Annotated in this window: 20 protein-coding genes; 11 read left to right on the top strand and 9 right to left on the bottom strand. The window is 63.0% G+C overall.

All coding sequences use genetic code 11. The annotated features are described in order from the left end of the window. Positions 1 to 19: 19 nt before the first annotated feature. From NKI47_RS01620 to NKI47_RS01610, 3 genes are all read left to right on the top strand, one after another. Positions 20 to 1,684 (top strand): Na/Pi cotransporter family protein, encoded by a 1,665-nt coding sequence (locus NKI47_RS01620; protein WP_023678300.1) that lies wholly within the window; start codon positions 20 to 22, stop codon positions 1,682 to 1,684. 132 nt (positions 1,685 to 1,816) lie between these two features. Continuing rightward, complete coding sequence (locus NKI47_RS01615; protein WP_023678301.1) at positions 1,817 to 2,026, top strand: DUF2061 domain-containing protein; 210 nt, start codon at positions 1,817 to 1,819, stop codon at positions 2,024 to 2,026. A 128-nt stretch (positions 2,027 to 2,154) separates the two neighbouring features. Continuing rightward, entirely contained in the window at positions 2,155 to 3,336 is a 1,182-nt protein-coding gene (locus NKI47_RS01610) for an MFS transporter (RefSeq protein ID WP_023678302.1), read from the top strand. A 2-nt stretch (positions 3,337 to 3,338) separates the two neighbouring features. Here the strand turns inward: NKI47_RS01610 and NKI47_RS01605 are convergent, their stop codons facing one another. Both NKI47_RS01605 and NKI47_RS01600 read right to left on the bottom strand, forming a co-directional pair. Beyond that, positions 3,339 to 3,896 (bottom strand): GNAT family N-acetyltransferase, encoded by a 558-nt coding sequence (locus NKI47_RS01605; RefSeq protein WP_352457535.1) that lies wholly within the window; start codon positions 3,894 to 3,896, stop codon positions 3,339 to 3,341. Positions 3,897 to 3,953: 57 nt separating this feature from the next. Further along, on the bottom strand, positions 3,954 to 4,403 hold the full coding sequence (locus tag NKI47_RS01600) for a GatB/YqeY domain-containing protein (RefSeq protein WP_023678304.1): 450 nt from the start codon (positions 4,401 to 4,403) through the stop codon (positions 3,954 to 3,956). Positions 4,404 to 4,722: 319 nt separating this feature from the next. Here NKI47_RS01600 and carA point away from each other — a divergent pair, with 319 nt between their 5' ends. Further along, positions 4,723 to 5,940 carry a glutamine-hydrolyzing carbamoyl-phosphate synthase small subunit gene (carA, locus tag NKI47_RS01595; RefSeq protein ID WP_084641355.1) on the top strand — a complete coding sequence of 406 codons (1,218 nt, stop codon included), beginning with the start codon at positions 4,723 to 4,725 and terminating at the stop codon, positions 5,938 to 5,940. 55 nt (positions 5,941 to 5,995) lie between these two features. Here carA and NKI47_RS01590 read toward each other — a convergent pair whose 3' ends face one another. The 3 genes from NKI47_RS01590 to mntR all read right to left on the bottom strand — a co-directional run bounded on the left by NKI47_RS01590 (position 5,996) and on the right by mntR (position 9,011). Next, on the bottom strand, positions 5,996 to 7,264 hold the full coding sequence (locus NKI47_RS01590; RefSeq protein WP_352577727.1) for a TCR/Tet family MFS transporter: 1,269 nt from the start codon (positions 7,262 to 7,264) through the stop codon (positions 5,996 to 5,998). A 150-nt stretch (positions 7,265 to 7,414) separates the two neighbouring features. Continuing rightward, positions 7,415 to 8,332, bottom strand: coding sequence for a KPN_02809 family neutral zinc metallopeptidase (gene ypfJ / locus NKI47_RS01585; protein ID WP_352586892.1), 918 nt, complete (start codon positions 8,330 to 8,332; stop codon positions 7,415 to 7,417). Positions 8,333 to 8,555: 223 nt separating this feature from the next. Beyond that, the gene (gene mntR / locus NKI47_RS01580; RefSeq protein ID WP_023678308.1) at positions 8,556 to 9,011 is read right to left on the bottom strand and encodes a manganese-binding transcriptional regulator MntR; all 456 of its coding nucleotides are present in this window, start codon (positions 9,009 to 9,011) and stop codon (positions 8,556 to 8,558) included. A gap of 236 nt (positions 9,012 to 9,247) precedes the next feature. On the opposite strand from mntR, the gene NKI47_RS01575 reads away from it, so the two are divergent. After that, complete coding sequence (locus tag NKI47_RS01575) at positions 9,248 to 10,615, top strand: Nramp family divalent metal transporter (RefSeq protein ID WP_023678309.1); 1,368 nt, start codon at positions 9,248 to 9,250, stop codon at positions 10,613 to 10,615. A 151-nt stretch (positions 10,616 to 10,766) separates the two neighbouring features. Further along, positions 10,767 to 11,420: a dihydrofolate reductase family protein gene (locus NKI47_RS01570; protein WP_023678310.1), complete on the top strand. Its 654-nt coding sequence runs from the start codon at positions 10,767 to 10,769 to the stop codon at positions 11,418 to 11,420. A 56-nt stretch (positions 11,421 to 11,476) separates the two neighbouring features. Here the strand turns inward: NKI47_RS01570 and NKI47_RS01565 are convergent, their stop codons facing one another. Further along, positions 11,477 to 12,346 carry a LysR substrate-binding domain-containing protein gene (locus tag NKI47_RS01565; RefSeq protein ID WP_352586890.1) on the bottom strand — a complete coding sequence of 290 codons (870 nt, stop codon included), beginning with the start codon at positions 12,344 to 12,346 and terminating at the stop codon, positions 11,477 to 11,479. Positions 12,347 to 12,438: 92 nt separating this feature from the next. Here NKI47_RS01565 and NKI47_RS01560 point away from each other — a divergent pair, with 92 nt between their 5' ends. Further along, positions 12,439 to 13,038 (top strand): LysE family translocator, encoded by a 600-nt coding sequence (locus tag NKI47_RS01560; protein WP_352586888.1) that lies wholly within the window; start codon positions 12,439 to 12,441, stop codon positions 13,036 to 13,038. Between the two features lie 11 nt (positions 13,039 to 13,049). Here NKI47_RS01560 and NKI47_RS01555 read toward each other — a convergent pair whose 3' ends face one another. Then, complete coding sequence (locus NKI47_RS01555; protein WP_352586886.1) at positions 13,050 to 13,841, bottom strand: SDR family NAD(P)-dependent oxidoreductase; 792 nt, start codon at positions 13,839 to 13,841, stop codon at positions 13,050 to 13,052. Between the two features lie 197 nt (positions 13,842 to 14,038). Here NKI47_RS01555 and NKI47_RS01550 point away from each other — a divergent pair, with 197 nt between their 5' ends. Then, complete coding sequence (locus tag NKI47_RS01550) at positions 14,039 to 14,497, top strand: MarR family winged helix-turn-helix transcriptional regulator (RefSeq protein WP_023678314.1); 459 nt, start codon at positions 14,039 to 14,041, stop codon at positions 14,495 to 14,497. A 20-nt stretch (positions 14,498 to 14,517) separates the two neighbouring features. Here NKI47_RS01550 and NKI47_RS01545 read toward each other — a convergent pair whose 3' ends face one another. Continuing rightward, the gene (locus NKI47_RS01545) at positions 14,518 to 15,696 is read right to left on the bottom strand and encodes an MFS transporter (protein ID WP_352586884.1); all 1,179 of its coding nucleotides are present in this window, start codon (positions 15,694 to 15,696) and stop codon (positions 14,518 to 14,520) included. A gap of 193 nt (positions 15,697 to 15,889) precedes the next feature. Between NKI47_RS01545 and NKI47_RS01540 the strand changes: the two genes are divergently transcribed. Together NKI47_RS01540 and NKI47_RS01535 are read left to right on the top strand one after the other, a co-directional pair. Beyond that, a complete protein-coding gene (locus NKI47_RS01540) occupies positions 15,890 to 16,243 on the top strand; it encodes an ArsR/SmtB family transcription factor (RefSeq protein WP_352457526.1) in 354 nt (117 codons plus the stop codon). Between the two features lie 94 nt (positions 16,244 to 16,337). After that, positions 16,338 to 17,084, top strand: coding sequence for a metallophosphoesterase family protein (locus NKI47_RS01535; RefSeq protein WP_352586882.1), 747 nt, complete (start codon positions 16,338 to 16,340; stop codon positions 17,082 to 17,084). 86 nt (positions 17,085 to 17,170) lie between these two features. Here NKI47_RS01535 and NKI47_RS01530 read toward each other — a convergent pair whose 3' ends face one another. Beyond that, entirely contained in the window at positions 17,171 to 19,597 is a 2,427-nt protein-coding gene (locus NKI47_RS01530; protein WP_352586880.1) for a DNA/RNA non-specific endonuclease, read from the bottom strand. 263 nt (positions 19,598 to 19,860) lie between these two features. Here NKI47_RS01530 and NKI47_RS01525 point away from each other — a divergent pair, with 263 nt between their 5' ends. Continuing rightward, on the top strand, positions 19,861 to 20,751 hold the full coding sequence (locus tag NKI47_RS01525; protein WP_352586878.1) for an SH3 domain-containing protein: 891 nt from the start codon (positions 19,861 to 19,863) through the stop codon (positions 20,749 to 20,751). The last annotated feature ends 99 nt before the right edge of the window (positions 20,752 to 20,850 follow it).

The following is a 20,850-nucleotide window of genomic DNA, read 5'->3' as shown; positions in this document are numbered from 1 at the left end:
TTGGGTTGCGGGGTCGGGCATGAGTGGCTCTGTCGTTTTGCTGCACCTTGCCGGTGCGGTCGCATTGATGCTGTTTGCCACCCGTTTGGTGAAGACCGGCGTCGAGCGCGCCTATGGCGATGTGCTGCGCCACAAACTGCGCGCCACAATGCGCAATCCGTTCATGGCGGTTCTGGCCGGCTGCGGCCTGGCTGTCGCGCTGCAAAGCTCGACCGCCGTCACCTTGCTGGTCGGCTCATTCGCCGGCTCCGGTATTGTCAGCGGCATGTCGGGCCAGCTTGCGGTGCGCGGCGCCGAGATCGGCTCAGCACTGGTGGTTAAGCTGCTCACCTTCGATCTGTCGCTGCTGGTGCCGATCTGCCTGGTCGCCGGCACCGTCATGTTCATGGCCACCGAGCGGCGCGACTGGCGCCAGTTCGGCCGCATCCTGGTCGGCATCGGCCTGCTGCTTCTGTCGCTGGAGATGATCGGCCAGGCGTCGGAGCCACTGCGCCAGAGCACGCTGATGCCGCTCATCGTCGATTACTTCTCCGGCGATCCGGTCACCGCCTATCTTCTGGCGGCGTTGGTCACCTGGCTGTTCCATTCCTCGATCGCCGCGGTGCTGCTGATGGTGACGCTGGCCGGCCGCGGCTTCATCCCGCCCGAACTCGGCATCGTGCTGGTGCTCGGTGTCAATCTCGGCTCTTCGATCATCGCGCCGCTTCTAACCCGCAACGCAGAACCCGGCGTTCGTATCGTGCCGATCGGCAATCTCCTGATGCGCGGCATGGGTTCGCTGATCATGCTGATCCTGTTCCTGACGTTCAAGCCGCCGGTCGCCTTCTTGGGCAGCACGGTGCCCGAGCAGATCGTCAATGCCCACATTGTCTTCAACATCCTGATCCTGATCGCCGGCCTACCGCTGGCGAGCCTGGTCTATCGCGCCTCGGAAAGGATCGTGGCGTTGGGCACCAAGCCCCAGGAAGCTAACGCGCTCGACGTCGTCGAGCTTTCGGCGCTCAACGAAAGTGCGCTCGACGTGCCGAGCCAGGCATTGGCCAACGCCACCCGCGAGGTGGTGCGGGTCTGCGAAACGGTCGAGATCATGCTGAAACGGATCATCGAGCTCTATGAGAGCGCCGATGCCGACAAGATCGGCGCGTTGGCCGCACTCGACGACCGTGTCGACAGGAAGCACGCTGCGATCAAGCTCTATCTGGCCAAGGTCACCAAGAACCCGTTGAGCGAGGACGAGGCGCTGCGTTGCCAGGAGCTGATCGGCGCCTGCGTCAAGCTGGAGCAGGTCGGCGACATCATCGTGCGCAACATGCTGGTCCACGTGAAGAAGAAATTCGAGCGCGGGCTGGAGTTCACGCCGGAAGGCTGGCGTGAGCTTTGCGCCTTCCATGGCTTGGTGCTTGCCAATGCCAGGCTTGCCTTCAACGTGCTGGTATCCCGCGATCCGGAGACCGCTCGCCAGTTGGTGCTGGAAAAGGACCGGCTGCGCGACCGCGAGAAGGAAACCAGCCAGAGCCATTTCGTGCGGCTGCGCGACGGCACCCCCAAGAGCGTCGAGACCAGCTCCATTCATCTAGACACCATTCGCGACCTCAAGCAGATCAACTCGCTGCTCGCCTCGATGGCCTATCCCGTGCTTGAGGAGCGCGGCCTGCTCACCGGTTCGCGGCTGAAGGCTGGATAGATTGCGTCCACAGGCCGGGTAGCTTCAGAACATCGCCTATGAAAATTGCTGTGGGCCAATGCGCAAAAATTATCTTTGCGCCACCTCCTGTCTGTCGGCTAAAGATCGCCGCATCTACCGCAAGGAAAGTCGATGGACACCCATTCTCGCAGCTTCGCCAAAGCGCTTTCCTGGCGCGTCACCGGCACCATCGACACGATGATCATTTCGCTCGTCGTGACCGGAAGCATCAAGCTCGCCGCGGCCATCGGCCTGACCGAGGTCGTCACCAAGTCGCTGCTCTACTATCTTCACGAGCGAGCGTGGCTGAAAATTCCTTATGGAAGGAAGGCAGCCGCCTAGCTCTTGCCTCCGCGGCGGGCGCCTGACCGGCGATCAAGAAAAGCTAAAGCGGCGTCGACAATTTCTGGATTGCCCGCTGCCCTCATCCGTGGTTTGAGGCGACCTTATCCGAGGATCGCCATTCCGCCATGCTCCCCCTCATTGCCCTGTTCATTGCCGCCTTCGCCTTCGGCACCACCGAATTCGTCATCGCCGGCGTGCTGCCGCAGGTGGCGGAGGGCCTTGGCGTCGCGATCCCGACCGCCGGCTATCTCGTTTCCGGCTATGCCGGCGGCATTGCAGTCGGCGGCCCGCTGCTGGCGCTCGCCACCAAAAGGTTCTCCCGCAAGGCCCTGCTGCTTGGACTGACTGCAGCCTTCACCATCGGCCAGGCCGCCTGCGCGCTGGCGCCCGACTTCGCCTCGATGCTGCTGTTGCGGATAGCGGTGGCCGTGGCGCATGGCGCCTATTTCGGCGTTGCCATGGTGGTGGCCGTCGGCCTCGTGCGCGAAGACCAGCGCGGCATGGCGGTGGCGCTGATCCTGTCCGGCCTCACCGTATCGAACGTAATCGGCGTTCCGGCCGGCACGGCAATCGGCAACATCTGGGGATGGCATGCGACATTCTGGGTGATGTGCGCGCTCGGTGTGGTGGCCTTCACGGCAATCGGCGCCCTGCTGCCGCGCAAGACGGGATCGTCGAGCCCGTCGGCGAGCCTTGGAAGCGAGGTCCGCGTGCTCGCACGCCAGCAGGTCTGGACCTCGCTCATTATTATGCTGATGCTGATGATCGGCCAGTTCGGCCTGTTCACCTACATCACGCCGACGCTGCTTGAGGTCACAGGCCTCGACGAGAAATGGATACCTTGGGTGCTCTTGCTCAATGGGGTCGGCGCAACGATCGGCGTCTTCGTCGGCGGGCGGCTCGCCGACTGGAAGCTGATGCCGTCGCTCATCGCCATGCTTTTCCTACAGGCGGCAATGCTCGCCTTGATCTACGCTGTCAGCCCTTACCCGCTGCCGATGGTGATAGCGATCTTCGTCTGGGGCGGCCTCAACTTTGCCATCGGCACGCCGATCCAGACCCGCATCCTGACCTGGACCGCGGACGCCTCCAACCTTGCCTCGTCGCTCATCCCGTCGGGCTTCAATGTCGGCATCGCGCTCGCCGCATCGCTCGGCGCGGCGATGCTCAATGCCGGCTATGGCTATCGCAGCCTGCCGGTGGTTGGCGCGATCGCCATGCTGGTCGCGGTCGCGGTTGCGCTTGCCTCGCATGTCTGGGAATGGCGAAGCCGGGCTGCGCCGCCGCTGCCGGCTGCCGCCGAATAGGGCTACAGATCGATCCGGTAGCGCAGGCTTTCCGCGCCGCCATAGGCGGCGTCCTCGAAGAAACGCCCGACGAGCCGGCCGCCATTGGCCAGAACGACCTTCTGCGAGGGCACATTGTGAGGCTTGCAGGTGATTTCGACGAAGGGCAGGCCAACCGCCCTCGCCTCCACCAGCATCAGCCGCAGCGCCTCGGTCGCATAGCCGCGTCCCCGTTTCCACGGCACCACCGCATAGCCGATGTGGCCGAGCACATGCGACGGCAGCGCCGCGGTGCCGTGCTGCCAGCGCAGGCCGATTGAGCCTGCGACTTCCCCGTCCCAGATCCAGCGCCGGAATCCGGGCAGCCGCGGCACCGTCGAACCGTCGGGCAAGGTGATCGGCGGTCCCTTGCCATCGGAATCGTCGAGATCGCCAAGGAAAGTCGCTGGATCCTTTTCGATAGCCGCAAGCTGCTCGCGCGTCGCGTCGAGCAGCCGCACATTGTCCGGCGACCAGCCGCGCTCGAGGGCCGCCTTGTAGGACGGCAGGTGTTCAAGCGCCGGTTTGACGAGTTCGATCACGGGCGCGAGCTTTTTGGCTGCCGGATTGCGGGCGCGACGGCAAGGGCCTTCGGCAGCTTACTGAAGCAGGCTCTTGACGATGCCGCTCGCCTTGGAAAAATCCATCTGACCGGCGTATTTCTCCTTGAGCGCCGCCATCACCTTGCCCATATCCTTGACGCCGCTAGCGCCGGTCTCGGCGATGGCGGAACGGACGGCGCTTTCCGTCTCGGCCTGACCCAGTTGCGTCGGCAGGAAGTCGCGGATGATGGCCATCTCGTCGCGCTCCTGCGCTGCAAGCTCCGGCCGCTTGCCGTCATCGAACGCCTTGGCCGATTCTTCGCGCTGCTTCACCATCTTGGCCAGGATCTGCAGGATTTCGTCGTCGCTGGCCGGCTCCTTGCCGGCGCCGCGATTGGCGATGTCGCGATCATGAATGGCCGCCTGGATCAGCCGCAATGTCGGCAGCCGGCGCTTGTCCTGCGCCTTCATCGCACTCTTCAGGGATTCGGCGATTTTGCCTCGCATGGTGCTTTCTCCTTCGAATGCCGCGGACAATAGTCGTGCCGATAGCTCAACGCAAACTCGATAGCGTCCGGCAAACCGCTGATATTATTCGACGAAATAAATCCAGGCTCGCACGGCGCGGCATCATTGACCGCCTTGGCGCCTTCCCCTATGTACTGGGCCTTGCATGAATTGAATTCTAGTGCACGTCGCCCAAAAATGCGTAGCGGTTTTGGGCAACGACAGGCACAAATGAAAACTTAGCGCGCCGAGGCTGTGAGATCGCCGCTTCGCGCCTTTTGTTGCGCCGACTGAGGGCGCAACCTTTAGGAGTGCCGCCATGGCAACGATGACAGCCGCGTCGACCCCCCCTTGGGCCAGCGAGAGACCGACAGCCCTGCTGGTGCTGGCGGACGGCACTGTCATAGAGGGCCGCGGTCTGGGCGCCACCGGCTCCGCCGTCGCCGAGGTCTGCTTCAACACCGCGCTGACCGGCTACCAGGAGATACTCACCGACCCATCCTATGCCGGCCAGATCGTCACTTTCACCTTTCCGCATATCGGCAATATCGGCACCAATGACGAAGACATCGAGGACCTCAACCCGCTGGCCCGCGCCGGCGCCGTCGGCGCCGTGTTCAAGGCCGATGTCACCAACCCGTCGAATTACCGCGCCGGAACCGGTCTCGACCAGTGGCTGAAGAAGCGCGGCATCGTCGCACTTTCAGGCATCGACACGCGGGCGCTGACCGCGCTGATCCGCGAAAAGGGCATGCCCAATGCCGTCATCGCGCACGCGCCCGACGGTATCTTCGACGTCGATGACCTCAAGCGCCGCGCCGCCGCATGGTCAGGGCTTATCGGGCTTGATCTCGCCAAGGAGGTGACCTCCGGCCAGTCCTCGGTCTGGCGCGAGACGCCCTGGGTCTGGAACGAGGGCTTTGGCGAACAGGCTGATCCGTCGATGCACGTCGTTGCCGTCGACTACGGCGTCAAGCGCAACATATTGCGCCTGCTGGCCGGCCTCGGCGCCAAGGTCACTGTGGTGCCGGCAAAAACCGGCGCCGAGGAGATCCTGGCGATGCGGCCCGACGGCATTTTTCTATCCAACGGCCCTGGCGATCCGGAAGCCACCGGCGACTACGCCGTTCCGGTCATCCAGGATCTGTTGAAGACCGAAATCCCGCTTTTCGGCATCTGCCTCGGCCACCAGATGCTCGCGCTGGCGCTGGGCGGCAAGACCGCAAAAATGCATCAGGGCCACCACGGCGCCAATCATCCTGTCAAGGACCACACCACCGGCAAGGTCGAGATCGTCTCGATGAACCATGGCTTTGCCGTCGACGCCGACTCATTGCCGAGCGGCGTCGAGGAAACCCATGTCTCGCTGTTCGACGGTTCGAATTGCGGCATTGCGCTCACCGGCAGACCGGTCTTCTCGGTCCAGCATCATCCCGAAGCCTCGCCGGGCCCGCAGGATTCGCACTATCTGTTTCGCCGCTTCGTCAACTTGATCCGCGAAAAGCGCGGCGAGCCGGCACTGGCCGAGCGTGTTTAGCGCATTGCGTAAAAACGGATTTGACTGACGGCGCCGGCCGGGCTCCCGGCGCCGATCAAGCCCCGTCTGTCACCGCTTCCTGCGCGTGCATGCGTTTGACTTCCTTCGGCGTCGGCTTGGCCACCCTGGTGACGAAGACGACGAGCGCCAGCGTGAGGAAAATCGCGCCGAGCAGATAGGGGGCACCGCCGAAAACCACGGGCGCGTTCGGCCCCGTGAACCAGGAAAAGATCGCCGTATAAAGCAGCGGTGTGATGATCGAGGTGATCGAGAAGATCGAGGTCATCGCGCCCTGGAGTTCGCCTTGGGCGGAAGGTGGCACCTTGGCGGCCGCCAGGCTTCTGAGCGGCGGGTCGGCCAACGCCTCGAGACATCCGACGACGATCACTGCATAGATCATCCAGCCTTGTGACGCGAAGGCGTAGCCGAAGGCGCTGAGTGCGGTAAATGCCAGACCGATTACCGCCGTCTTCCACTCGCCAAGCTTAGGGATCACGCGCGGCAGGACTGTCGCCATGACGATCGCCCCGCACAGGCCGAAAGCGCCGAGCGAGAAGCCGATCTGTTGTTCGCTCCAGCCATAGCGATAACTGGAGACGAACGACCAGACCGCAGGATACATCATGTGCCCCAGAGTCATCAGAAAGAAGACAAGTCCGATCCAGCCGATACCTTCGTAGTTGCGCATCTGGACGAGCGTGCCGACCGGGTTCGCGCGTTTCCACTCGAAGCGGCGACGGTGCTTGTTATCAAGTGTTTCCGGCAACAGAAACAGCGCGATCAGAAAGTTTGCGAAAGCAAGCCCGGCAGCGAAATAGAACGGCACACGCGGCCCGAACGTGCCGAGCAACCCGCCCAGAACCGGCCCTATGACGAAGCCGACGCCGAAAGCAATGCCGAGCAGCCCGAAATTCTTCGCACGATTTTCGTCGGTCGAGATATCGGCAATGAACGCCGATGTCGTGGAATAACTGGCGCCGGAAATGCCGGCCAGCACGCGGCCGATGAACAGCATCGGATAGGACCAGGCGATAGCGCAGATCAGATTGTCGATAGCGAACGTCAGCACCGAGGCGAGCAGAATTGGCCGCCGCCCGAACCGGTCGCTCAACCCGCCCATCACTGGTGCGAAAACGAACTGCATCGCCGCATAGACGAAGAACAGCCAGCCGCCCTCGATAGCCGCCTCGCTGATGCCGACGCCGGTCAATTCCCTGAGATAGGCGGGCAGCACCGGCATAATGATGCCGAAGCCGATGATGTCGAGCAGCAGGGTGGTGAAAACAAGCGCAAGGCCCCGCCTGGCGGTTTTGGGGTCTATCATGATGGTATCTCCTCGGGCCGCCCGAGCGAACGGGAACACACCTTATAGGCGAGCACATCGCTGGGAACAATGAGGGAACGGGCAGAGTGCTTTCATCCTGACATCCCCTGACTGCGGTCCAGTCTCTCGGATTACGAGAAAACCGTCGGCTCAGATCGGGTTGTTGAACGTGTCGCAGTCCGAAAGCTTGCCGTTCTGGAACCCGCGCGCCAGCCAGGTCTGCCGCTGCTGCGACGTTCCGTGGTTGAAGCTTTCCGGCACGACGTAGCCCTGCATCTTCTTCTGCAGCGTGTCGTCGCCGATCTGCTTGGCGGCGTTCAGTGCCTCCGCCATGTCGCCCTGCTCCAAAATGCCCTTCGGGCCGGTGAAATGTGCCCAAATGCCGGCAAAGCAGTCGGCCTGGAGCTCGACCTGCACCGACAAGTGGTTGGCGTCCGCTTCGCCCATGCTCTGCCGCATCTGGTTGAATTTGGGCAGGATGCCGACGAGGTTCTGCACGTGATGGCCGACCTCATGCGCGATCACATAGGCCTGTGCGAAATCGCCCGAGGCACCGAACTGCTGATCGAGCTGCTGGAAGAAGGTGGTGTCGAGATAGACCTTGCGATCGTTGGGACAGTAGAATGGTCCGGCCGCTGACGAGGTAGAACCGCAGGCGGAGCGAATCTGGCCGCTGAACAGGACCAGTTTTGGATCTTGATAGGTCAGGCCCTCGGACTGGAAAATACCGGTCCAGGTATCCTCGGTCTCGGCCAGCACGGTCGACACGAACTGCTTCATCTCGTCGGATGCCGGCGCACCGGTGCCGCCGCCTTGCTCGCCGCTATTGTCGGTGATCTGGCCGCCGCCGGGCTGCAAGCCGCTGTTATCGAGGATCTGACTCGGGTCGAAGCCGAAATACCACCCTGCCAGAAAAATCAACCCTACGATGATAATGCCCGACATGCCGCCGCCGCCGGCACGACCGCCGATCGGGATGCGAAACTGCCCCGGCCCGCCGCCAAGCCCGCCGCTCTGGCCGCGCTCGTCCTCGACATTGTCACTCTGACGACGGCCCTTCCAGAGCATGGCAACCCCCGTGATGCAATTTTCCGGCCGATCGGGCCGTGTCCCGGTTCGATCGGACACGACAACAATTATCTCAATGGTTACGCCAAGTCACAGTATTTTTCGTGCGAACAAGCAATGCTTGCTGACGCTTGCCTGCTCTGGCCGAGACATCGCAAGGTCTGTGCCGTTCACCCTGCTCGTGGGAAACGAGTCGCGCGAAGAGATACGCTGGCCGTGCTTTTCAGCGGGCGGCGATTATTGCCTTGCGAAAGGCTTCGAGCGTCTCGGCGCTGACATGATGCTCGATGCCCTCGGCGTCGATGCGCGCCGTCTCGGCGCTGACCCCGAGCGAGCGCAGGAAGGCCTCGACCGTCTGGTGGCGAATGCGGCTCTCTTCCGCAACCTTGCGGCCGGCATCGGTCAGGAACACGCCGCGATAAGGCTTCCGGGAGACCAGCCCGTCGGCGCACAGCCGCGTCAGCATTTTCGCCACCGTCGGCTGAGCGACGCCGAGCCGTGCCGCGATATCGACCTGGCGCGCCTCGTTGCCATCCTCGATCAGGTCGGCGATGAGCTCGACATAATCCTCGACCAGCGCGCTGCGGCGCGCTTCACGCGTCTGCCTGAAGCCTTCCGAGTGGATTTCTGCGTCAGGCAGCGGCTTTTCGCGAGGAACCGGTCTTTTCTTCAGCGCCAATACGCGCTCCTCCCGGCAGTTTGAATCGACATTGCGGTCATAACACGGAACCCTATTGGTTCTGGCCGTTTATTTCCATTCGGTGGCCGGCGCAACCGGCGTTCACTGCCGTTCCGGCCGCACGGCCAAGCGGCCACAGGAAAAAGCTCAGACAATGAAATATAGCATATTGCATAATGTTCAGCCGTGGCATAGATAAGGAGACAACATCGATCGTTCCAGTGGAAAGCCATTTCATGTCGGAAGCCGAAGCCACCTCAGCCCCCCGGTCCATGTGGCGATTTGCCCGCCCGGATGACGACGAGCAGCCCAGCCTTCGCGAAGTCAACGCAACGATCTCGGTGCCGCACTCGGGGATCTGGCTTCGCCGGCTGTTCGCCTTCATGGGGCCGGGCTACATGGTTTCGGTCGGCTATATGGATCCGGGCAATTGGGCGACCGACCTCGCCGGCGGGGCCCAATTCGGCTACACGCTGCTTTTCATCATCATGTTGTCGAACCTGATGGCGATCCTGCTGCAGGCACTCGCCGCCCGGCTCGGCATCGCCACCGGCCGCGACCTTGCGCAGGCGTGCCGCGCCTATTATCCGCGACCGGTCAATTTCATGCTTTGGGTCGCTTGCGAATTGGCCATCATCGCCTGCGACCTGGCCGAGGTCATTGGCACGGCGATCGCCTTGCAACTGCTGTTCGGGATTCCGCTGATCGGCGGCGCTATTATCACCGCGCTCGATGCCTTCCTGCTGCTGTTGCTGATGAACAAGGGCTTCCGTTTCCTCGAGGCCTTCATCATAGCGCTTTTGATTATCATCTTCGGCTGCTTCGCCATCCAGATCTTTGCCGCCGCCCCGCCGGTCGGCTCCATCCTGCATTCGATGTTCGTGCCGTCGTCCGAGATCGTCACCAATCCGGCCATGCTCTACATCGCCATCGGCATCATCGGCGCCACGGTGATGCCGCACAATCTCTATCTGCATTCCTCGATCGTGCAGACCCGCGCCTATGAGCGCACCGATCGCGGTAAGCGCGACGCCATCAAATGGGCGACGACCGACTCGACCATCGCGCTGATACTGGCGTTGTTCGTCAATGCTTCCATCCTGATCGTGTCGGCGGTGGCGTTCCACGGCACCGGTCATCATGACGTTGCCGAGATCGGCCAGGCCTTCGAGCTTCTGTCGCCGCTGCTTGGCCTCGGCATCGCTTCCATCCTGTTTGCCGTAGCGCTGCTCGCCTCCGGCCTGAACTCGACGGTGACGGCGACGCTCGCCGGCCAGATCGTGATGGAAGGGTTCCTGCGGCTGCGCATCCCGCAATGGGCGCGCCGCCTGCTGACGCGCGGCATCGCCATCATTCCGGTGGTGGTGGTCACCGCGCTCTATGGCGAGAAGGGAACCGGCCAGTTGCTGGTCTTCAGCCAGGTAATCCTGTCGATGCAGCTCCCCTTCGCTGTCGTACCGCTGGTGCAGTTCGTCTCGGACAAGCGCAAGATGGGCAATTTCGCCATTTCCCGCGCTGTTGCCGTGCTGGCCTGGGTGGTTGCCGCGCTCATCCTGGTGCTCAACTTCAAGCTGCTCTACGATACGGTCGTTGGCTTGGGCTGAGCGTTCTCGGCTCCAAGCTGAGACGATAAGGTCGGCAGTCACCTGCCCCCGGTCCTAGAAATTTGCCGGCCGCTGTCGGACAAATGTCCGTTCGCCCGTCCTTGGCTCGAACTCCGGCCATGACGGCACGGACCAGGGAAAGGGAGCTCCAATGAGGAAGATCATCGCCGCAACATTCGTCAGCCTCGACGGCGTCATGCAGGCGCCTGGCGGCCCGCAAGAGGACCCTGTCGGCGGCTTCAAATTCGGCGGCTGGACGTTTCACTACTGGGACGATGTGATGGGCGCCGCGATGGGCGAGACGTTTTCAAAACCGTTCGCGCTGCTTCTCGGCCGCAAGACTTACGACATCTTCGCCGCCCACTGGCCTTATCAGAAGAATGATCCGATCGCCGACAGCTTCAACGCCGTCACCAAATATGTGGCGACGCACAGGCCGGATTCGCTGTCCTGGCAAAACAGCCAGCCGCTCGGCAGCGATGTCGTGGCGACGTTGCGCCGGATGAAGCAGGAGGACGGCCCCGACCTGCTCATTCAGGGATCGAGCGAGCTGATCCAGACCTTGCTCGCCAATGACCTGATCGACGAGATCAGCTTGCTGATCTTCCCGCTGGTGCTGGGCAAGGGCAAAAAACTGTTCGGCAGCGGCACGATACCTGCCGCCTTCAAGCTGACCCGTTCGCAGGCATCGACCACCGGCGTCCTCATGGCGAGCTATGAACGCTCCGGCGAGATCAAGACCGGGTCATTTGCCACGGAGCAGCCGTCCGAAGCCGAGATCGAGCGGCGAAAGAACTGGAAGTAGATGCCGCCGCGGGGCGATCAAGGACGGCTGAACACTGGCCGTCCTTTTTGCTGTTTTTAAGCCGCCTCTCGTCGCCCTGCCAACCCATCGCGGAGGTGGCCCGCGAATGCCAGTGCAGCCGGCGCGACGTCGTGCTTCGGCAAATGCAGATTGATCGAAAAATTCGGCAATGACGGCAGCTCCGGATCGTTGGCCAAAATGTCGAGGTCGACAGGCACGGTCGACGCCAACCAGGTGGTGACGGCCAAGTCCGAACGCACTGTCGCCGTCGTCGCGTCGATGCTGCCGTTTTCGAATACGGTGCGCCATTCCAGCCCATGCTCGTTAAGCGCCTCCAGCACCACCGGGCGGAACGCACAGGTCTCGGCGACCATCGAAACCGGCAAGGGCCGCTTGCCGCGGGCGGCGCCGCCTTTGGCGCCGACCCAGACCAGGCGATCAACAACAAGGCATTCACCGGCCGACCGACCGATCGGCTCCTCGATCACCGCGAGCTCTATCGTGCCGCTCGCCAAGGCTGCGGCCAACTCTGGCGACGAAGCACAGACAAGCGAGATCTCGACCTGCGGATAGGCCTCGGCATAGGCCTTCAGCACCGGCGCAAGCAAGGTGCCGACAAGTTCGTACGGCACCCCGAGCCTCACCTGACCGGCAACCGCATCGCCCACCATCTCCGCCAGGATCTCGTCATTGAAGGAAAGCAGGCGCTTGCCCTTGCCGAACAATCGCTCGCCGGAGCGGGTCAATCGCAATCCGCGCCGATCGCGATCGAACAGGCTGCAGCCGAGAACCTCTTCCAAACGCTTGATCTGCTGGCTGACGGCACCTTGCGTCAAATGCAGCACGTTGGCCGCCGCCGTCATGCTAGCCTTGTCGGCAACGGTGACGAAGGTTCGAACCAGGGCAGTATCGAGGTTGCGGAGCATCCGGCTATTATATTTGCTAATGCCTGTCATAGCAAACATTGCATTTACTGATGAGCCGAACAGCCTACGGTGCAGGCTTCAAAGGAAGCAGCATGTTTGAAACCGGCCTTCCCCTCGTCCTGTTCGCGCTGGTCTCAACCTCAACGCCCGGCATGGCCACGACCTTGTCGACGGCGTCCGGCGCGCAGTTCGGCTTTCGCCGCTCTATCCCGCTGATGGCCGGGAGTGCGGCCGGCCTGGCTACGGTGGCTGAGGCAGGTGCTGCCGGGCTCGCCGGTCTGCTGGCTGCCGCTCCTTCGCTGCAACTGGCAATGAAAATGGCCGGTACCCTCTATCTGACGTGGCTTGCCCTCAAGATCGGCCGCAGCGGTCCGCCCAACCTGGACGTGGCCATGGCAAAGCCGAACAGCTTTTTGGGCGGCGCCGGCCTGCAATGGATGAACCCAAAGGGCTGGGCCATGGGGCTGGGAGCGGCGGCATCCTTTGCCGCGCTCGCCAACGGGCCGCTGCAGCTCGCCGTGCTGCTCGGCACGGTCTTCGGTCTTGCAGCGGCCCTATCGCTGGCGGCGTGGTGCGTGGCGGGCACGCTGCTCGCCCGGTTGCTGCGAACCGAGCGGCAGTGGCGCATGCTCAACGCCGTGCTTGGCCTGCTGCTGGCCGCCTCGATCATTCCTATGTGGCGGACAGCGTAAGATCAGTTATTTCAGGCAGCGTAGCGTGCCGCCGGCTTGCCGGCCAGCAGGCTGCCGAAGAAACCTTGCCGCGCACCAAGATAGGATTCCAACCCAGCCGGATCGGAGAGCCCGGGCGCGGTGACGGTTTCGCCCTTGGCCAGGCCGACAAGCGCTGCATCGACCAGATCGTCGGCAGTCATAACGATCTCTGCCGGCAGGTCGGCAATATTGCTTCCGGCAACTTCCCAGAACTCGGTCCGCGTAGCCCCCGGCAGCACGACCTGTATGGCGACCTTGCTGTCGGCGACTTCCCGCTGCAAGGCCTCGGTGAAGTTGACGACATAAGCCTTTGTGCCGCTGTAGATGCCGCCGAACGAGGTGTCGAAGGCCAGCACCGACGCGATGTTAACGATGGCACCGCGGTTGCGCGCCAGCAGCTCCGGCAGGACCGCGCGGGTCAAACGAGTCAAAGCCACGACATTGACCTTGATCATGCGCTCGGCCACATCAGCGTCGGCCGTTGCCACCATCTGCGCGCCGCCAAGGCCGGCATTGTTGACCAGCAGCGTCACGCTGTCGTCGGTTGATATCGCCTGCTCGACCCGTCGCAGATCGCCGTCGTCGGCCAGGTCGGCGCTGATGACGCCGACCTTGATGCCATACGCGTAGCGGAGCCTCTCCGCCAATTCCTCCAACCGATCGGCGCGCCGCGCCACCAGCACCAGATCATAACCTAGGCCGGCGAGCCGGTCGGCATAGACCGCGCCGATGCCGGACGAGGCGCCGGTGACGACCGCTGTACCTTTGTCCTGATTGCTCATTGTCTTGCTCCTTCTGGTTCGATTCCAAATGCCAGTGCCGCACGGCAACACACCCTGCTTCGACTGGCACACGAATTATTGGCATATGCCACTATTTGAACGTAGGCATATGCCACCATCTTGTCAATCCGGGGAGCAAGGACTATTTCTGGTTTGCATCGAGGGGTCCCTTCCGGTCCCTCATCGGAAATCCGCCAATGTCCCAAACCACCCTGCCCGGCCTGGCGCTTTGCAATAACGCCATGCTGCGCCGCGCGACGCGGAAACTCGGCCAGTTCTATGACGATGTGCTGGCCCCATCGGGTCTGAAGGCCACGCAGCAGGGCCTGCTTTATCAAATCCACGTCGGCAACGAACCGACGATGGGTGCCATTGCCGCGGCCCTCGTCATGGACCTGTCGGCCCTCGGTCATACGCTGAAGCCGCTGATCCGCGACGGTTATGTCGAGACCTTCGCCGACCCTGCCGACCGCCGCATCAGGCGCGTCAGGCTGACACCGCAGGGCCGGACCAAGCTCGAAGAAGCCCTGAAGCTGTGGCAAGTCGCTCAGCAGCGCTTCGAGGAGATGTTTGGCAAAGAGCAGGCGGCAAGCCTGCGAGCGGCGCTGGACGAAATCGCCGCGCTGAATTTTGACGCACCGCCGGCCGCGACTTGAACTAAGCTCCACTGACAGCCTTATTCGGCCGGCATCGCCACCGGTCGCGCCGCCAGGTGGCCCGCCAGCACGACGCCCAGACCGACGATCGGGAATGCCGCCGCGACCACACCGAGGTCGGCCGGTGCGCCATAGCGCAGCACCGCGGCGCCGACCACGGCGCCCAGTGCCACGCCGAGATAGAGCGCCGAAGCGTTCAGCGACAGCACGATTGGCGCGGCATCGGGCGCCAGCTTGATGATGCGGCTGGCCTGCGCCGGCGGGAATGCCCAGCCGACGATGCCCCACGGCACCATCATGGCCATCAATGCCGGCCCGGCGATCTCGCGCGGCAGGAACATCGGGATCAGCGAAAACGTGACCAGCATCGCGGCACTCAGCGCCAGTGACCAGCAGACGGTGCGCGTCGCGCCGAAACGGTCGGCGGCCTGACCGCCGCCGATATTGCCGATGACCGCGCCAACGCCGAAAGCGAGCAGCATTCCGGGAAGCGCGATCGGGTTCAGTCCGCCGCCTTCGATCGCGAGCGGCGCGACAAAGGCAAAGACGGTGAAGGCGCCGATCAGGGCCAGGATGGTCGTCACCAGGATAGGCATGACGCCAGGGCGAAGTGCCGCTGCCAGCCGCATCCGGAGCGGCAGCCTGGTGCCGACGATGCCGCGCGGCAGCCGGTACCACAGGATCGCGCCGGCGAGCGCACCAAGGCCGGCAATGGCAAAGAAGGTGCCGCGCCAGCCGGCAACCGTCGCAACGAGCGCGCCGAGCGGTGCTCCGACCGCGACCGCAACCGTAGTGCCGCCGACGACCACGGCAATGGCGCGGGCGCGGTGATGATCGTCGACAAGCGCAACGGCCGTTCCCTGTGCGGTCGCCGCGAACAAGCCTGACGACAGCGCCATGACGATGCGCGCGATCAACAGCAATTCGAAGGAGGAGCTTAGCGCCGCGGCGACGTTGCCCACCACGAAGAACACCAGCGTCCACAGGATGACGCGGCGCCGGTCCCATTCGCCGGTCAGCGTTGCCAGGATCGGCGTGCCGATCGCATAGGCGAGCGCAAACGCGGTGATCAGCGTGCCGGCGAGCGGAACGGAGATGGCGGCATCCTTTGCAATGTCGGGCAAAAGGCTGGAGATGACGAAACCTTCGGTCGAAATCGTGAACGATCCGAGCGCAAGCCAGATGAGGCGCTTATCCATGGCAATTTCCTTAGTTCAAAGGTTATTGAACAATTGGACATAACAGGGCATGATGTCAATAAACCCGCTGCAAAATAGCCGAACCATCCTGACAGCCCGGTGTCAGGACGGGGCGACGGGACGAAACTATGTGTCCATTAGCCACGAGAGGAGATGCGTTGAAATCGGCTCCGAATGTGCTTAATTCCTGGGCATGACCTTGCCCCATCCCACCGCCGACCAGATCAGCCTGCCGAACGTGCTTGCCGTGCTCGGCGACCCGACGCGACTGGCCATCGTGCGCTATCTCGCCAGCAAAGAGGGCGTGCCGCTGAATTGCAGCCGGTTCCTCGATCTCTGCTCGAAGACCAATCTGAGCTACCATTTGGCCAAGCTGCGTGAGGCCGGCGTCACCCGCACCGAGGCGGTTGGAACCAGCCGGCTGATCACGCTGCGCCGTGACGATCTCGACCGCCGCTTCCCGGGCCTGCTCGACAGTGTTATTGCCGCGGCCGGCGACGCATCGTTGCCGGCGGTCGGCGGCCACGAGATCGAAGTCCGCGCCTGAACGACCCGAAGCTGGGTTCCGCTCTCGCCCGCCTCGCGAGGCGAGCAAAGTAGCTTCACCCGCCCTCCAGCCATTCCAATTAACGGAGCCTGCCATGCGCATTGCCGTCCTCGCCGACATCCACGGCAATGTCCTGGCGCTCGACGCCGTGCTCAACGATCTGCGGCAGCGCGGCGGCGCCGACCTCATCGTCAATCTCGGCGATTGCGTTTCCGGCCCGCTCTGGCCGCGCGAGACCATGGAGCGGATCGAGAGGCTCGACCTGCCGACGGTGCGCGGCAACCACGACCGCCGCGTTGCCCGCGACCCACTGGACGACGCCATGTGGCCTTCCGACCGCTACGCGTACGAAAGGCTGACGGCAGCCCAGCGCGAGGCGCTGTTCGCGCTGCCGCTAACGCTGGACGTGGCGCCCGGCGTACTCGCCTTCCACGCCCGACCCGACCACGACGAAAAATACCTGACTGACGCGATCGTCGACGGCCGGCTGGTGCGCGCGCCGCTGGCCGCCATCGAGCGGCGGCTCGGCGCGATTGATGCCGCCTGCCGTATTATTCTTTGTGGCCACAGCCACCGCAGCGAGCTGATCCGCATTGCCGGCGGTCCGATCATTTTCAACCCAGGCAGCATCGGCTGCCCGGCCTATCACGACGATACGCCGCCGGCGCATGTCTCCGAGCAGGGCTCACCGCACGCCCGCTATGGCATCGTCGAACTGCACCCCGATCGTTTCGAAGCCATCGCCGTCGATTATGACCACGAGGCGGCGGCGCGCCAGGCCGAGCAGGCGGGACGGCCCGAATGGGCTCACGCGCTGCGCACCGGCTTTATGTCGGGCTGAGCTTGCTCATCCCAGGCTGAGCTCGCTCATCCCTAGCTGAACGGATGACCGCCTTCGAGCGGCAGAAGTCGCGACCGGTCCAATCTTCAGTCGTCAGACGCCGATCGCTTCGATCGCTTGGCAGGACGTCGGGTGCTGGCCGCCGAAGTCTTGGACGTCGAAGTCTTGGACGTCGAAGTCTTGGTCGCCGAAGGCTTTGGCCGTGACGTCTTGGGCGCTAGTTGCGTTGGGTTGAAAGTCTGTGCTGGGGCGGATTCGGAACCGGCCCGAATGTCGGCGTCGCGCACCTGCTGGCCAAAGTTCAGGCCGGTCAGCTCTTCAATCTCGGCCACCGTCGAAAGGAACTCCGATACCCTGGCAATTTCAAGCGGGTCATCGAATGCCTCGGCACGCTCGCCGAACGCTTCGGGCATCACTTCCAAAACCGGCTTCTGGTCCGCCAGCAGCGCGATGGCGCGCAGGCCAGCTTGATCGGACCACAGCGCGATCTTCCAGAACTTCAGCGGAACATGGCTGTCGAAGCGGTAGGGAGGATCGTCCTCGCCGAACACTGGCCCGGCAAACACCGTGACACGGCCTCGCGTCGTATAGGCGTTGCGCAGCACATAGGTTTCTACCGCGCGCCATCTCAACTTCCCTTTGGAGCCGGGATGGTCAAGCGAGCTTCCTTGATTGAAGAAGCCGACTTGCGGCGCAGCATTGGTATAAAAGAACGTGTCGCGTTCTGCCGCGACCGCCTCCTGATCGACGCCCCATGCGGGGTCGCCGCGAAGTGTAATATGGCCCTTCTGGAACATTCGAGCGATTCGTTCCTTGGATTTTGCGACGGGAAATCCAGGCACATTCTGGCTCGAATAGAATTCCTGGTTCATCTGCTCGCCAAGGTCGATGCGCCGATCCGGCCGGAAAGCATCGCTGGCTTCCGAACCGGAAATCGACTCCACCCCCAATTCGACAAGCGACGGGTTGTCGATGACCGTCTTGTCCTCACGATTGACCGCCTTGGTGCGGAATCCATCGATATTGCAGGCGGTGACGAAGGCAAGCCTGCGATCGGCGTTCATCAAGACCGAAAAATGATGGTAGCGCAATTCGTGTGGGTCCTCTCCCGGTTTGGCAAGAAGGTTTTTGGCCAACCGGTAGGGTGAATTGGCAACCGTCGGCATTGCCAGGACAAAGCCCGGTATGAAGCCGGGCTCATACCCTCCACGATCGTCGAAATCCTCTGTTTTCCAACCCGCGGCCTCGGCGATGGCCACCTTCCCGGGTTCGCTTGCCGGGCCTTTGCCGTCGCTTCGTCTCGCATCGCCTCCGTCGCGGTCGATCAGCGGCGCCCGGACATTTATCTCGACGGGAAAAGTCCAGGTGACCGAGCCATCGGCATTGTGTCTCGTCGCCGGCGGATTGCGATCCGGTTCCGGCCGCTGCACCGGCTTGTCCGGCACATCTTCGCGAATATCGGCGTTCAGCCGAACTGTCTCGTCCATCATGCGCGGCATGCCGGCCCAAATCGCCAGAGCTTGCGAAACCGCCGATGCCGAGGAGCCCGGCAGCTTGGACTTTCTAGCACCCAGATCGTCAACGATGGCGCTGATCCGTATGCCTTCGTTGATCTCGCGCGCAAGCGCATAGCCACCTATGCCCGTCACCTCGTGGAACGGGCCAGCCCAATGGTGCAGGGCAATAGGTTCCCATTCATTGTTGAAGACCGGTGAACCGGACGAACCCTGTTCGGTGTCGGCGACATAGTGCAGCACTTGCACCGTTTCGTCGCGGGCCACCAGCCGGTTTTCACGCAACACCAGTTCCTTGAAGCGGCCATCGGGATGCTGAACGATGTTGGCGATTTCGCCGAGCATATGCTTGTCGCGCGCATCCGACAGCGAGATAAAACCGAACTCCCCCAGTTCCTTTGGACCGGAACGCCGCTCGCCGACTCCGATCAGCGTGTAGTCCAGACCCTCTATGCTATCGGTCACGAAACAGGATTCAGGATCGAACAGGAACGTCGTCGGCGTACGCACGGCATTCGCACCGTCCTGCTCATAATCGAACTGAACCTGGAAGCGCCGGGAATCCGCCGGCGACGAAATCACATGGTTGTTTGTGAGGAACAGCCTTGGCCCGACCAGAAAACCCGATCCTTGTGGATTGCCGTTGAGAAAGGCAACGCGGCCAACCGCATCGGCAGCACGGCGCCCACGCTCGAGGAATGCGATCCCGATGAAATCGAGCGTTGGGCCGAGAATTGCCTCCGGCCCTGGCTGCTTGGCGGCGGCCTTTCTTTCCCCGGCAGACCTCATGTCGATCGCTGCCGATATCATCTCCGCTTCGGTGCGGCTGAGCGACGCCTTTACCTGCAACCTGTCGAGGCGCCTGGAGAGGGTCTGTTCGGCGGCCAGCGGATTGCCGTTGGCGATGTGACCAAGTGAAGCCTCAATCTCGGCGCGCGTTTTCTTGATACGCTGGCGAACTATGTTTTCCACCTGCGCAAATATTTCAAGGTCGACCATATTGCCCTCCTCAACCTTACTTGAGAGAGTGCATATTTACATGAAATGTGCAATATTTTGCCGGCTGTTAGTTCACGGAAGTGGCCTGGTCGCGATTCAACACGCGGCACCTTTTCGGGCTTACACAGCGCCGCCTCGTCGCCTATAAAAACCGGCTGGCGTGCGATGGCGCTTTCGTGCCTGGCCGCGCCTTCGGCAATTGAACCTACCGCCCATGGCAGATGATTAGGCGCACAGTAACACTCCCGACGACGCTGCTTGCGATGGTTGCTGCTCCGCTGATGCTGGCGGAGTTGCCGGCCAACGGCCAGGAGCCGGAGCCCATCATCTCGATTGTGACGGGTCTTGCTCCGGATGATCTCCTGAACGTGCGCGCCACGGCGTCGGCCATGGGCAAGGTCGAGGCGCGGCTGCCGAGTGGATCGAGCGTGAAAAACCTCGGCTGCGGCGACGTCAGCGGCTACAAGTGGTGCAAAGTCCAAGACATTGACGACCCGAAGCTGAGCGGATGGGCTCCCGCACGCTACCTCGACCCCATCAATCCCCAGCAAGTGACGCCCCAGGCGGCGGCCGATACGGAGAACCCTGCCTCTCAACCGCTGCCCGATCTGACAACGCGCCTCGGCGCAACCGGTCCCGAAACAACGCTGAACTCCGCTGACGCAATCGGCAGGGTGGCGATCGAGGACGCTTACCGCTTGGCCCTGACCGCTGGAAACCCCTCGACTGCACAGGTTGATGGATCGCCGCCCGTGGCTGCCGACCCCGTCCGGAATTTCGGCGCGGCCAACGCGGCGCCCCCGGCCGACGCACAGACCGTTGCGCGGCTTCAGCCGCCGGGGACACCGGTACCCGGTGCCGGCAACGCCATCCCCTGCGCGCGCTATCTCGGCCAGCCGATGACCAGCTGCAAGGCAGGCGTGGTGCGCACCGGCGACAAGACCGACGTGACCGTGACCTGGCCCGATGGCGGCACGCGCATCATCAGCTTCAAGGCCGGCAAGCCGGCCGGTGCGGACGCACCCGGCGAATTCCGCTTCACCCGCGAGGGCAGCCTGAACATGATCCGCGTCGGTGCTTCCGAACGCTTCGAGATCACGGACCAGTTGGCGCTGGGGGATAGTGGTAAGGGGAATAAGGCAGTAGGGCAGTAGGGCAATATGCTTAAGGGCGCTCGAACCTCTGCCCTACTGCCCTACTGCCCTACTGCCCTACTGCCCTACTGCCCTACTGCCCTACTGCCCTACCCGCAT

The organism is Mesorhizobium sp. M0633, assembly GCF_040320645.1.
Lineage (GTDB): Bacteria > Pseudomonadota > Alphaproteobacteria > Rhizobiales > Rhizobiaceae > Mesorhizobium.
This window is presented reverse-complemented; position numbering and strand designations above follow the sequence as displayed.

Coding starts and splice junctions, on each gene's coding strand:
- NKI47_RS01620 (WP_023678300.1), top strand. CDS start 20: ATGAGTGGCTCTGTCGTTTTGCTGCACCTTGCCGGTGCGGTCGCATTG.
- NKI47_RS01615 (WP_023678301.1), top strand. CDS start 1,817: ATGGACACCCATTCTCGCAGCTTCGCCAAAGCGCTTTCCTGGCGCGTC.
- NKI47_RS01610 (WP_023678302.1), top strand. CDS start 2,155: ATGCTCCCCCTCATTGCCCTGTTCATTGCCGCCTTCGCCTTCGGCACC.
- NKI47_RS01600 (WP_023678304.1), bottom strand. CDS start 4,403: ATGCGAGGCAAAATCGCCGAATCCCTGAAGAGTGCGATGAAGGCGCAG.
- carA (WP_084641355.1), top strand. CDS start 4,723: ATGGCAACGATGACAGCCGCGTCGACCCCCCCTTGGGCCAGCGAGAGA.
- NKI47_RS01590 (WP_352577727.1), bottom strand. CDS start 7,264: ATGATAGACCCCAAAACCGCCAGGCGGGGCCTTGCGCTTGTTTTCACC.
- ypfJ (WP_352586892.1), bottom strand. CDS start 8,332: ATGCTCTGGAAGGGCCGTCGTCAGAGTGACAATGTCGAGGACGAGCGC.
- NKI47_RS01575 (WP_023678309.1), top strand. CDS start 9,248: ATGTCGGAAGCCGAAGCCACCTCAGCCCCCCGGTCCATGTGGCGATTT.
- NKI47_RS01570 (WP_023678310.1), top strand. CDS start 10,767: ATGAGGAAGATCATCGCCGCAACATTCGTCAGCCTCGACGGCGTCATG.
- NKI47_RS01565 (WP_352586890.1), bottom strand. CDS start 12,346: ATGCTCCGCAACCTCGATACTGCCCTGGTTCGAACCTTCGTCACCGTT.
- NKI47_RS01560 (WP_352586888.1), top strand. CDS start 12,439: ATGTTTGAAACCGGCCTTCCCCTCGTCCTGTTCGCGCTGGTCTCAACC.
- NKI47_RS01555 (WP_352586886.1), bottom strand. CDS start 13,841: ATGAGCAATCAGGACAAAGGTACAGCGGTCGTCACCGGCGCCTCGTCC.
- NKI47_RS01550 (WP_023678314.1), top strand. CDS start 14,039: ATGTCCCAAACCACCCTGCCCGGCCTGGCGCTTTGCAATAACGCCATG.
- NKI47_RS01545 (WP_352586884.1), bottom strand. CDS start 15,696: ATGGATAAGCGCCTCATCTGGCTTGCGCTCGGATCGTTCACGATTTCG.
- NKI47_RS01540 (WP_352457526.1), top strand. CDS start 15,890: ATGACCTTGCCCCATCCCACCGCCGACCAGATCAGCCTGCCGAACGTG.
- NKI47_RS01535 (WP_352586882.1), top strand. CDS start 16,338: ATGCGCATTGCCGTCCTCGCCGACATCCACGGCAATGTCCTGGCGCTC.
- NKI47_RS01530 (WP_352586880.1), bottom strand. CDS start 19,597: ATGGTCGACCTTGAAATATTTGCGCAGGTGGAAAACATAGTTCGCCAG.
- NKI47_RS01525 (WP_352586878.1), top strand. CDS start 19,861: ATGGTTGCTGCTCCGCTGATGCTGGCGGAGTTGCCGGCCAACGGCCAG.